Annotated in this window: 12 protein-coding genes; 11 read left to right on the top strand and 1 reads right to left on the bottom strand. The window is 65.0% G+C overall.

Annotated elements, in window-relative coordinates; all coding sequences use genetic code 11:
* Window positions 1-14: 14 nt before the first annotated feature.
* From ACK5KK_RS13830 to ACK5KK_RS13810, 5 genes are read left to right on the top strand one after another with little or no spacing between them, the layout of a single operon-like run.
* Window positions 15-1,160, top strand: coding sequence for an ABC transporter substrate-binding protein (locus ACK5KK_RS13830; RefSeq protein WP_416890667.1), 1,146 nt, complete (start codon window positions 15-17; stop codon window positions 1,158-1,160).
* A 34-nt stretch (window positions 1,161-1,194) separates the two neighbouring features.
* Window positions 1,195-2,346 (top strand): ABC transporter ATP-binding protein, encoded by a 1,152-nt coding sequence (locus ACK5KK_RS13825; protein WP_416890692.1) that lies wholly within the window; start codon window positions 1,195-1,197, stop codon window positions 2,344-2,346.
* Between the two features lie 21 nt (window positions 2,347-2,367).
* Complete coding sequence (locus ACK5KK_RS13820; RefSeq protein WP_416890666.1) at window positions 2,368-3,633, top strand: amidohydrolase family protein; 1,266 nt, start codon at window positions 2,368-2,370, stop codon at window positions 3,631-3,633.
* A gap of 1 nt (window position 3,634) precedes the next feature.
* Window positions 3,635-3,955 (top strand): hypothetical protein, encoded by a 321-nt coding sequence (locus ACK5KK_RS13815; RefSeq protein WP_416890665.1) that lies wholly within the window; start codon window positions 3,635-3,637, stop codon window positions 3,953-3,955.
* Window positions 3,952-4,338: a Rieske (2Fe-2S) protein gene (locus ACK5KK_RS13810; RefSeq protein WP_416890664.1), complete on the top strand. Its 387-nt coding sequence runs from the start codon at window positions 3,952-3,954 to the stop codon at window positions 4,336-4,338. Before ACK5KK_RS13815 ends, ACK5KK_RS13810 begins: the two co-directional genes overlap by 4 nt.
* 256 nt (window positions 4,339-4,594) lie before the next feature.
* Here the strand turns inward: ACK5KK_RS13810 and ACK5KK_RS13805 are convergent, their stop codons facing one another.
* Complete coding sequence (locus tag ACK5KK_RS13805; protein ID WP_416890663.1) at window positions 4,595-5,167, bottom strand: TetR/AcrR family transcriptional regulator; 573 nt, start codon at window positions 5,165-5,167, stop codon at window positions 4,595-4,597.
* Between the two features lie 124 nt (window positions 5,168-5,291).
* Here ACK5KK_RS13805 and ACK5KK_RS13800 point away from each other — a divergent pair, with 124 nt between their 5' ends.
* The 6 genes from ACK5KK_RS13800 to ACK5KK_RS13775 all read left to right on the top strand — a co-directional run bounded on the left by ACK5KK_RS13800 (window position 5,292) and on the right by ACK5KK_RS13775 (window position 12,060).
* Window positions 5,292-6,128, top strand: coding sequence for a hypothetical protein (locus tag ACK5KK_RS13800; protein ID WP_416890662.1), 837 nt, complete (start codon window positions 5,292-5,294; stop codon window positions 6,126-6,128).
* Entirely contained in the window at window positions 6,125-7,129 is a 1,005-nt protein-coding gene (locus tag ACK5KK_RS13795; protein ID WP_416890661.1) for an ABC transporter substrate-binding protein, read from the top strand. Before ACK5KK_RS13800 ends, ACK5KK_RS13795 begins: the two co-directional genes overlap by 4 nt.
* A gap of 210 nt (window positions 7,130-7,339) precedes the next feature.
* Window positions 7,340-8,119, top strand: coding sequence for an ABC transporter permease (locus ACK5KK_RS13790; protein ID WP_416890660.1), 780 nt, complete (start codon window positions 7,340-7,342; stop codon window positions 8,117-8,119).
* A complete protein-coding gene (locus tag ACK5KK_RS13785; protein ID WP_416890659.1) occupies window positions 8,119-8,955 on the top strand; it encodes an ABC transporter permease in 837 nt (278 codons plus the stop codon). Before ACK5KK_RS13790 ends, ACK5KK_RS13785 begins: the two co-directional genes overlap by 1 nt.
* On the top strand, window positions 8,952-9,743 hold the full coding sequence (locus tag ACK5KK_RS13780) for an ABC transporter ATP-binding protein (protein WP_416890658.1): 792 nt from the start codon (window positions 8,952-8,954) through the stop codon (window positions 9,741-9,743). Before ACK5KK_RS13785 ends, ACK5KK_RS13780 begins: the two co-directional genes overlap by 4 nt.
* 1 nt (window position 9,744) lies before the next feature.
* Window positions 9,745-12,060 (top strand): arylsulfatase, encoded by a 2,316-nt coding sequence (locus ACK5KK_RS13775; protein ID WP_416890657.1) that lies wholly within the window; start codon window positions 9,745-9,747, stop codon window positions 12,058-12,060.
* Window positions 12,061-12,074: the final 14 nt, after the last annotated feature.

Raw genomic sequence — 12,074 nt, 5'->3', positions numbered from 1 at the left:
CGAGAGGAATACCCATGAATCTCAGCCGTAGATCGCTCCGTGCGCTCCTCGCTGTCACCACGGTCGGCACCGTCGCCGTCCTCGCCGCGTGTTCCGGCACGTCTGAGGCCGGAAGCACCGGGTCGCCGTCATCATCATCGGAAGCCGGTGTGATCGAGGTGCCTGGAGCCACGGCGGAGGCGAACGCCTACATGAACGAGCTGTACGACGCAGCCATGGCAGCGGGCGAGGACCAGATCGTCATGTATGGGCCTTCGCCCAGCGCCAATAAGGCTATGGATGAGGTGTTCACGGCGCGGTTCCCCGGGATCACGATCGTCCCGCAGGACCAGCCCGACGCGCAGATCCTGACGAAGATCGAGACGGAGGCGGCCAGCGGGAACCGGATCGCCGACTTCTATCTCGGGGGAGACGCGCCGCAAGCGGCGGCGCAGCCCGACCTGTGCACCATCGCCGATGTGCGTACCGGACCCGAGGGGTTCGAGATCCCGACCGCCTACGACGGGCGGCTGACCTACTTCGCGCTGCGGTACTTCGGGTTCGTCTACAACACCGACAAGGTCTCCGCTGACGAGGCTCCCAAGAACTGGCATGACCTGCTCGACCCCAAGTGGAAGGGCGAGATCACCGTCGGAGACATGACGGTACCCAGCGGTGTGCGCTACATCCTCACGCAACTGATGCTGCCCGAGACCGAAGACACCTGGGGCAAGGACTACCTCACTGCGCTCGCGGCCCAGGACTTGCAGATCGCGCAGTCGGAGCCGACGGTTCCGGCCGATGTCGCCAGCGGACGGTTCTCGATCGGGATCGGCGTCTTCCAGGGGTACTTCCAGGCGCAGAAGGACAAGGGCGCGCCCATCGAGTTCATCTTCCCGTTGGATGACGGCGGCAACTTCATGAGCCGGTCAGCGATGTGCCTGGTCAACGAGGCGCCGCACTCGAACGCCGCTCAGCTGTACGTGAACTGGATCTACAGCCCGGAGGGCCAGCTGGCGCTCGCCGAGAAGAACGAGTCCTACGGGTGGACTCCGGAGGCCCCGGGGCCGGCGAGCCTGCCTGCGCTGAACGAGTTCGAGCGGCTGCCGTTCTCGAACCCCGACCCGGAGTTCAACCGTCCGTACTTCGAGTTCATCGCCGAGACGTTCAAGAAGAACTGACCACCGGTTTTCGAAGAAAGGCACGGTGACCGAGATGACCGAGGTTCTGGCAACGGGTCTGACGAAGAAGTACGGCACGAAATCGGCCCTGCGCAGGATCGATCTGCGGGTCGAGTCCGGTCAGTTCGTCACGCTGCTCGGTCCGTCCGGATGCGGTAAGACAACGACGCTTCGGTGCCTTGCCGGGCTGGAGCGTCCCACGACCGGCCGCATCACCATGGGTGAGCGGATCGTTGTGGACATCGAGCGGCGGACCTTCGTGCCCGCCGACAAGCGGCACGTCGGAATGGTGTTCCAGAGCTATGCGCTCTGGCCACACCTGACGGTCGCGGAGAACGTGGCCTACCCGCTCAAGGTCGCGGGCGTCAGCGGCGGGGACCGGCGTGCACGGGTGCGCGAGATGCTCGCGGCCGTGGGCCTATCGGAACTGGAAACACGCCCCGTCACCGCCCTGTCGGGCGGCCAGCAGCAACGCGTCGCCCGGGCGCGTGCTCTGGCCGCCCGCCCGGGCATCATCTTCTTCGACGAACCGCTGTCGAACCTCGACTCGAAACTGCGCTACCAGATGGGGCAGCAGGTGCGCGCACTCCACACGCAGTTCGAGACGACCTCGATCTACGTGACACATGATCAGGAGGAAGCCATCACTTTGTCCGATCGGATCATCGTCATGAACGACGGGGCGATCGTGCAGGACGGCCGCCCGGAAGAACTGTTCGATCGGCCGAACTCTCCCTATGTTGCCGACTTCATGGGTTTTCAGAATATTCTCCCCGGCATCGTGGCGTCGGTGAAAGACGGTGTCGCCGACGTGCGCGTAGACGACACGGCCATGGTCGTCGCCGGCGCGGTGACGTCGGACGTGCGCACCGGAGACCGCGCCGACATCGCGTTTCGCGGTGTACACGTCAAGCCGGTGCGGGAGTCGGCGACCGCTGCTGGCCGCTTCCGTGCGACGGTGGAGCGAACCACCTACCTCGGTACCGCTGTCAACCTGCTGGTACGTGCGGACGGTCTGCCCCTGCGCGTGCGGCTGGAGACGTCGGATCTCGCCGCCGGTGAGATCCCGCTCGACGGGGAGACCTGGACGTTCCAGGTGAATCCCGCCCGAGCCGTCGTCCTCCCGCGGGACAGTGCAGACGACCGTTACCAGACGACCATGACGGACGCCGTCGTCACGCCGTGACGACGAGAAAGGAACACACCCATGAGTGAGCGGCCGTCTTCCCGGTCGGATCGTCCCGCCATTCGCGAACTGGCTCAGATCGGCAACCGCAGCGACACCCGCGACGTGCTCGCGCACGCCACCGCACAGGCCGAACAGGGCTACGACGACTACTTCGTCGTCGACATCGACGCGCACGTGTCCGAGGACCATTTCTGGGACGAAGTGATCGGGCTGATCTCCAACGACGCCTGGCGTCTGTTCGGCGAGAGCGGGCTGAGCGGCTTTGCCGGCAGCAACGCCCTGCTGAACATCACGCCCGGTCTGTCTCACCAGAGCGTCGGCGGCCGCATCGGCCACCAGGGTCGAAAGGAGCCCGTCGAGGGAATCCCCGGGCATCCGTTCGTCACGGCTGCGCGACGGGGAATGGACGCGATGGGCTTGGACTATCAGGTCGTCTTCCCGAGCGCGATGCTGCTGCTGGGAATGCATCCGCAGCCGGAGATCGAGGTGGTGCTGGCAGAGGCCTTCAATCGGTGGATGACCGAAGTCATCCTGCCCCTCGATCGACGACTGAAGGGGATGCTGTATCTGCCCTACAACACGCCGAAGGCGTGTGAGGAGATGGTGGCGCGCTTCGGTGACCGGGACGGCATCATCGGCTATACGGTGTGCTCGACGCGCAACAACCCGGTCCACTCGGACGTGTACGCACGTCTGTACGCGATGATCCAAGAGTCGGAGAAGCCGCTCGCCTTCCACTCCGGTTATCACTGGGGCGATCCGTCGTTCGCGCAACTGAACCGTTTTCTCACGATGCACGCGCTCTCTTTCACGCACTACAACCAGATCCACGTGTCCAACTGGATCATCAACGCCATGCCCGAACGGTTCCCCCGGATCAAGATGCTGTGGGTCGAATCGGGTCTGGCCTGGATTCCGTTCCTGATGCAGCGACTCGACCACGAGGTGTTGATGAGGCCCTCCGAAGCGCCCGGCCTGACCAAACTCCCGAGCGAATACATGAAGGAGATGTGGTACACGACCCAGCCGATGGAGCGGACGAATCTGGAGTTGCTGGAGGCAACGATGAAGGCCTTCAACGCCGAGAGCCAGTTGCTGTACAGCTCGGACTGGCCGCACTGGGACTGGGATGCCCCGTCCACGATCGTCCGCCTGCCGTTCTTGTCGGAGCCGGCCAAACGCAACATCCTCGGTTTGAACGCGGCACGCCTGTTCAATCTGCCCACCGAGCACATCAAACCCGCCGCAGCGGATGTGCTCGCGACCCGACCGGGGGTGTCCTGACATGACGACGGATCGCGCGACGGAGTCCGCTTCGTCTCTGTCGGGCCAGGTGGCCGACCTGGTCGCGGGGCTCACCAGCCTGGCAGACGAGGTCGTCGAGCAGCGGAAGGGTGCCGAGATCGACGACGCTGTCATCGCCGACGTCCTTGCGGTTTCGGCCCGTCTCTTCCAGGCCAAGACCGACCGGGTCGGCAAACGTCCCTGGCCGATCCGCCCCGATCAGCTGACGGCGACGGAGACCGTGGTGCTGGTCAATGCGCTGCTCGATGCGGCCGATGTGAACCTGTTCGATATGGCGATCTGGTACCGGAGGGCCGAATGAGCATCGCTGACGAATCCCGCGAAGTACGGGTGGCGAGCCTCGCTGATCTCACCGAACGCGGCCGTCTCATCCTTGACGTCGACGGGGTGGTCTTCGGGCTGTACGCCCACCGCGGCGAGGTCCGGGCATGGCGGAACACCTGCCCGCACCAGGGGGGACCGGTGTGCCAGGGCAAGACGATGGCCCGCACGGTACACGTGTTCGACGACGGTGGTCTTGTTGACGCCGGCCCCGGGTTGCATGAGACCGATCGGCACATTGTGTGCCCCTGGCACGGTTTCGAGTTCGATGTGCTCACCGGGGCCCACGCGGTGGCTTCGCACGTGCGCTTGTCCGGTCTGACCACGCGCGTGGACGGCGATGACGTCTATGTGATGCTCTGAGCGGACCCGCGCACCAGGAGGGAAGCCGTGATGGCCTGAAGTCGTGAAGGAGCCCACGGTCGGATCTACTCCGGCGGGTGGCGCACCGGGAAACGGCGGTGGGTCGCTCGGGCCGCCGACGTGCGTGACGCGCGCGCCCGCGCCGAGGATGACGCCCTGGGGGCCAGCATGCCTTCACTGCCGGCACCGAACCGGTCAATCGATATCGTCTGGCTCGGGCCCTGGGGACTTCTCCGGCGCGCAGCCCAAGGCGGCGTCAGCGCGCGTCGAACTGCGCACGATAGCCCAGGACCAGCCGGTCAAGTGCGGCGATGGCCTGTCGTACCTCGTCAGGGTCGACGACGCTGAGCACCTGCAGCACCAGCCCTTCGAGCGCGGCGAACACCGCACGCGCCAGATCGGTCTCCGGCGCGAGGCCGTAGGCGTTCTCGAGCAATTCCTTCGCTGAGCCGAGATAGCTTTCGTAGAGTCTCGTCACAACCGGTCGCAGGCGCACATCGCGTCGGGCAGCGAGGATCAACTCAATCTGAAAAGCCTGAATACGCGGATCGAGATCGACCAGAGCGAGCAGCGCTTCTCCGAAGGGCCCGCTGAGTTCGGAGGCGAGCGCGAGGTCCGCTTGCGCAATGGAATGGGCGACCGCCCACTCCGCGGCGGCGGAGACGAGGGCATCGCGGCCACCGAAGTGATGGGTGATGAGAGTGTTGTCGACCTGCGCGGCGTCAGCGACGCGCCGGTTCGTGAGACCGCCCCAGCCGTGCTCCCCGATGACCCGCACTGTCGCTTCGATGAGCGCCTGACGCCCATCGCCGTAATTCACCCGACCCACAGCACATCCCCGATCTGATTTCTCGATTCGAGGGTAGCGCTTGACAAGCAAACTCCGCTGTTGCAGACTTTGAACCGAAACTCAGCAGTTGCAGAGTTTTGGCTCAACGTCAAGGAAGACAACCATGCACGCATCTCAGCTGCTCCGCGAGAGTGACTTTGAGCTCGAACTCGACGGCGCGGTGGTCGGGGCCGAGAAGATCCTGCCGCGTTGGAGCCGCCATGACCGCGTCGGTGTGGTCACCCGCACCCCCTTCGGCGCGCTGAGGGCGAGTCTCCTCATGCAACTCGCTATGAGCATGTACTACGCATTTGATCCCCGCCGCGGCGGGGACGCCGCACAGTACCCGCCGGTGTTCGTCTTTTGCGTCGGCGACGAGGCGACTGGTGACTACAGTTCGATGGACGTATGGCCGGCGCGGCGTTCACTGCATCTTCCGGACGATCCCTATGTCGTTCTAGGCGCCATTCAGGATCGCGCGATCACACGGCTGATCGTGCCGGCGTCACCCGCGCACCGCGCCGACTACGCTCTCCGTGCACCGAGCGGATGGACCGATGTGCATGCTGCGGTCGAGCACACCGCGTCGGCGTTCGCGTACGACGAGCACGGTGAGCTCGGTGGTCACGACGTCACCATCCGAGCCGGAACGGCGAACCCTGAGCGCATCGTCCGCGACGTACTAGACACCGAGCACGTCATCACCGAGTTCGAGCAGTACTCGGATGACGAGCTACTTGCCATGGAACTCGGACCGAGTATCCCGAGCGATTTCCACGGCTGGCTCAAGGTGTTCCGCACACATGCGCAGGAGGTACCGCGCGCGCACCGCCAGGCACTTCTCGCCGCGCGCGGCGACGGCACGCAGGCACAGTGCTTCCGGCGAATCCCCGTGCTCGATGCACTCGCACGACTCGCACCGTCATCCACCGCCACATCCACGACAAAGGAGTATTCATGAGCATCCGACAACTCACGGCGGCGCTCGCCCTGATCCCCCTCGCCGCGCTGACAATGTCCGGCTGTTCCTCCAGCAGCGCCTCCTCCGACGCGAAAGACGACCCGCCCGCGAACGAGGAGCTCGTCGCGCTGACCGTCGCCACCGTCGGATTCATCGCTGATGGCAGCCTGATCACCGGCATCAAGCAGGGTTTCTTCGAAGAGGAGGGACTCGCCGTCGAAACCTCGGTCGTCGCAAACCCCCCTGCAGGTCTGGCCGCCGCGCAGGGCGGGCAAGTCGACATCGCCTACTCACCGAGCATTCCGCTCCTCAATGCGCTCAGCCAGGGAATCCCGGTCCAAATCGTCGGCCCCGCCGACGGCTACCCCGACGCGCATGTCGGTGACCCGTCGGAAGTCGACGGAACCGGACTCGTCGCGAGCGCGAGCAGCGGTATCACCTCGATTGCGGATCTCGCTGGGAAGACGATCGCCGTACCTGCGCGGAACGCTCAACTCGAGGTCGTCATCGCCTACGTGCTACAAGAGGCCGGCATCGATCCGAGCGACGGGGTGAACTGGGTGGTTCTCGACTTCACTTCGGCAGCCGCCTCCCTCGAGAACGGCACCATCGATGCGGCCGGACTCGTGGACCCGTTCCTCGCGCAGGCGATCGAGGCCGGTGGCGAACTGCTCGCGTCCCCGTCGGTGGAATTCCTTGGCGGCGGAGCCTCAGGGTTGTGGGTCTCCGGTACCTCGACCATCGAGCATAAGCCCGATTCGATCGCGGCGTTCCACCGCGCCATCGTCAAGTCGAACGAATACGCGACGGCGAACCCCGAAGTGGCGATCCAGGCCGGACTCGACTACACCGCGTCAGAGCTCACCATCTCTGATGTGAAACCGCCGACCTGGCCCACGGAAGTGCGGATCGAGGTGCTGCAGCGCTCTAACGAGAAGATGGCTGACCTCGGCTTCCTCCCCGGTGAGGTCGACCTCAGCAACGCCATCTACAGCGGCTGAGCCCGCACCAGACAGTGGGTGTCAGCAGCGCTACGGCTGGGGTGGGGCCCGAGTCGCCCCAGCCGAAGCAATCAGCGCGCGGGGCGACTCAGAGAAGGCACCGGCCGCGTCGATCACCGTCGCGTCACCGGCACGATCGGCACCGAGTTGGCCGACATGCATCGCGTGCAGCAGCACAAGCAGCATGCGCATCTTAGGGAGACACAAAGAATGTCAAACAGTACGGTCCGCCAATATGCCGTCGGGACGGTTGGGGTGCTGGCGGCCCTCGGCCTGTGGCAACTCGCCTCGGACGTGGGGCCGCTGGCTTCTTCTCCTCTGCCCAGTGCCATCGAAGCAATCCAGACCGCGTTCCAGCTCTTCGGAAGCGCCGAGATGTGGCAGGCGACCGGTGCAACCGTTTACATGGCACTGCTAGGCCTTTCGATCGCCACTGTCGCCGGCGTCCTGCTCGGCGTTGCTATCGGCGTCTCGCCCCTCGCGATGCACGCCACCCGGGTGCCGCTCGAGTTCCTGAAGCCGATTCCCCCGATCGTTATCCTCCCGGTTGTCTCCCTTCTTCTGGGCCCGACCGCAGGCATGGGCGTGTTCTTGGTTTTTATCGGCTGCTTCGTCTCCATCGTGGTGCAGGCATCTGCGGGGGTATTCGATACAGATCCCGTCGCCAAGGCCACGGGAGAGTCGTACGGGCTCGGCAAGGGGGAGATCATGCGCAGCATCGTTCTTCCCAGCTCGCTCCCCTACATCGGAACCGCCGTGCGCGTGGCGGCGCCGACATCGCTCATCGTCGCCGTCGTCGCCGGCCTGCTCGGCGGTGGCCCCGGCCTCGGCCAGAGCCTGTTGCTCAGTCAGATCTCGGGCAACCAGCCGCAACTCTTCGCCTACGTGCTCATCTTGGGCATCCTCGGCCTCGTCGTTCAAGGTCTCAGCCAATGGGGCGAGCGCCGACTCCTGCACTGGCATCCGCAATATAGAAAGCAGGCCGTCTGATGGCACTCACCTCGTCGGTGCCCGTACGCACGGTCGTCGCCCGCGCGCAGAGGCGAAGCGGCCTGCCCAAGGGGCTCCTCATCTCAACCGAGTTGCTGGTACCCGTCCTGCTGCTTGTCATCTGGTGGGTAGCATCCGCCGGCTCGACGAACACCTTCCTGCCGCCGCTGCAGGCCATTCTGGAGCGGCTCGTCACCGTTGTCGGCACACCGCAATTCTGGGGCGACCTCGGATCCTCCGTCGGCAACCTCCTGCTTTCCTTCGTCCTCGCGTGTGTCATCGGGGTACTGCTCGGCATCTTCCTCGGTACGGTGCGGTGGCTCTCCTGGCTCGTCGAGCCAACAATCCACTTCTTCCGCGCGATCCCGCCGGTTGCCCTTGTTCCGATCTTCGTGTCGCTCATCGGCTTCGGTAACGAGACCCGCCTCCTGTCGATCACGCTGTCGGCGGTCTTCCCCGTGCTCATCTCCACCATCGATGGGATCCACGCCACCGATCCGGATCGCACGTCCGTGGGCATGATCTATCGTCTGGGCTGGTGGGACCGCATCGTCACGGTCGCGCTACCCGAGGCGAGCCCGCGCATTTTCTCGGGCATGCAGGTCAGCCTGATCACGGCATTCGTCGTGATGGTGGCGAGCGAGATGCTTGGATCCTCCAGCGGCCTCGGGGCCCGCACGCTCCAGGCGCAGCAATCGTTCATGATCACGGACATGTGGGTGGGCATCCTCGTGCTGGGCATTCTCGGGTACGTCGCAACCGCCGTACTCTCCGCCTTCCGGCAACGCGTTCTGCGTTGGTACATCGCTATTCGACAGCAGGAGAAGAACCTATGAACGCCACATTCGCGGACGCGCCAGTGCGTCTTCGCACCACCGCTCTTGCCAAGTCCTACGAGGCGAAGAACGGCCCTACTCCGGTCATCGCCGACCTCACTTTCGAGGTGCGCGAAGCCGAAATCGCCTGCATCGTCGGCCCGTCCGGTATCGGCAAGACGACGCTACTCAAGTGCCTTACCGGCCTTCAGTCGATCACCTCGGGCGACGCGCTCATCGACGGCAAGCCGATCGACGGGCCACCCGAGGAGATGGCACTCGTCTTCCAGGAGTACACGCGCTCGCTCATGCCCTGGCTCACGGTGACGAGGAACGTGCGGCTGCCCCTCAAGCACCTGCGGCTGCCCACTGCGGAGCGCGAGATGCGGATCAGCTCCGCCCTTGAGGCGGTCGGCCTGAAGGGCGCAGAGTCGAAGTATCCTTGGCAGCTCTCGGGAGGCATGCAGCAGCGCGTGGCAATCGCGCGCGCGATTGCCTATCGCCCCGAGGTGCTCGTCATGGACGAGCCGTTCGCTTCGGTCGATGCGCAAACGCGCTTCGAACTCGAAGACCTTTGCCTGCGTATCCGCAAAGACTTCGGCATGACGATCGTCGTGGTCACGCACGATATCGATGAGGCCGTGTACCTCTCCGATCGAGTCGTCGTGCTCGGTGAGCGCCCCGCACGCGTCACGAAGACCATTGACATCGACTTCGGCGGCCCGCGAGATCAGATCACCACTCGCTCGCTGCCGGCGTTCGCGGAGTTGCGTGCTGAGATCCTCGAGCTCATCAGGGCTGCTGGCTGACATGGCGCCCCGAGGCCGTCGCGGCTACGAGAGTTTCGAAGGCCGTGCCGGTGAGTTTGTCTCCGACTCCGCTCCCTGGTGGCCATCGCCGAACCGTGCCCCCGACGGGGCCCCCAACGTCATCGTGATGCTCGTAGACGACATGGGCTTCAGTGACCTCGGCCCGTTCGGCAGCGAGATCCCTACCCCGCACATCAGCGAACTCGCCGATGACGGGTGGGTGTTCACCAACTACCGGACCGCTCCGATGTGCTCCCCGGCGCGCGCCGCGCTCATGACGGGGCTCAACCCTCACCGCGCGGGATTCGGCTACGTTGCTCACACCGATCCTGGCTACCCGGGCTTCACCTGCGAGTTGCCCCGTAACGCACCGACCGTGGCGGAGTCGCTGCGCGCAGGAGGGTACGCGACTTTCCACGTCGGCAAATGGCACCTCACCGGCGAATCGCGTATGCACGACGCCGCCGACAAGTCGTCGTGGCCCCTGCAGCGCGGATTCGACCGCTATTTCGGCTGCATGGACGGCTTCACGTCACTCCACCATCCGCACCGCATCGTGCGGGACAACTCCGTTGTCGATATCCAGGAGTTCCCCGAGGGCTACTTTTTTACCGACGAACTCACGAGCGAAGCGCTCGCCATGATCGACGAGCTCCGCGTCAACGATGCGACCAAGCCGTTCTTCCTCTACTACGCTCACACTTCGGTGCACGGGCCCATCCAGGCGAAGCAGGTCGATATCGAGCGGCACGCGGGTCGCTACGCTGAAGGCTGGAATGTCCTGCGCGAGGCACGCTTCGCTCGGCAGCGAGAACTCGGTATCGTGCCCGAGCACGCCGTCCTCCCCAACGGCGATCTCGCCGACGAGGCCAGCATCCCCCGTTGGGAGACGCTCAATGAGGACGAGCGCATGCTCTTCGCCCGTCACATGGAGGTGTACGCGGCTGCCGTTGATGAGATCGATCAGAGCGTCGGTTGTCTGCGCGCCCGACTCGCGGAGCTGGGAGAACTCGACAACACCATCATCATGGTCGCCAGTGACAACGGCGGCACGGCAGAGGGCGGGCCGACCGGCACGCGCAGCTATTTCGCGCACTTCGGCATGAACTTCCCGATGACCGAAGGCTGGGTGCGCGATGTGCCCCGCGACCCTAAGGAAATCGGTGGACCGCGCCTGTTCAGCCAGTATCCGATCGGTTGGGCGCGCGTCTCGAATACCCCGTTCCGTTCTTTCAAATCATCCGCCCACGAGGGAGGCGTGCACGCGCCCCTGATTGTGTCGTGGCCGGCGTCACCGAGTGTCGAACGAGGACTACGCGATCAATTCGTCTTCGTCTCCGACCTCGCGCCGACCATCCTCGAACTCACCGGGGTTCCCGCGCTGACCACACTTCGGGGTTTACCGGCGCAGGAGGTCGACGGTGGCAGCGTCGCCGAAGTGTTGGCGGACCCCGCCGCCCCGGGGCGCGAACGCCAATACTTCGAGTGCACCGGCCGCCGCGGCATTGTCGTCGGCGACTGGAAGGCCGTGTCTCCTGTCGCGCCCACAAAGGAGGAGGGTGCTTCTGGCGGTCGCTGGGAGCTCTACCATCTCGGTGACGATCCGACCGAGGTGCGTGATCTTGCGAGCGCGTACCCGGAGCGCGTCGTCGAGCTGGCCGAGCAGTGGTGGGATGAAGCTTGGCAGAACGCGGTCTTTCCGCTCGATGACAACGGCACCCTCCATCTCAATCGCCCCAAGACCGAAGCCCCTCTGGCCGATCCAGTCACCGTTCCACCTTTCCGCCCACCACTCGAACGATACCGATCCGCGCTGCTGACCGTGCTCCGGTCGTTCACCGTGGAGATCGACCTCGACCTCACTGAAACCGCCGCCGGCGTGCTGCTCGCACACGGAGACCAAGGCGGCGGCTACCTGCTCGCGATGGACGGCGGCGCGCCACTCATCAGCTACAACGCCTACGGCGCCATGCATCGGGCAAGCGGATCCCCGCTCACTCCGGGTCAGCACTGGATCGTGCTGCGAGTCGACGAGCAAAGCGACCTGCAGTGGACGCTCACGCTTGAGGTGAACGGTGCTGTCAACACCACGCTCAATGGTGTGCCGATGCTTCTCGGCATGGCCCCCTTCACAGGCATCAGCGTCGGGTACGACTACGGCGGACCGGTTGATTGGGAATTGTCGGAGATACACGGGTCGTACCGGCTCACCGGCGCCCAACTGCACAGCGTGCGCGTGGTTCCTGGAGCGCGCTCCTCGTACGATCCGACAATTCTGCACGAGGTCGGGCGCGCCGTGGCCGACATCGCCGACTGATCCGACATCGCCGA

Origin of the sequence: Microbacterium sp. (assembly GCF_047972865.1) — a bacterium.
Taxonomy (GTDB): Bacteria; Actinomycetota; Actinomycetes; order Actinomycetales; family Microbacteriaceae; genus Microbacterium.
This window is presented reverse-complemented; position numbering and strand designations above follow the sequence as displayed.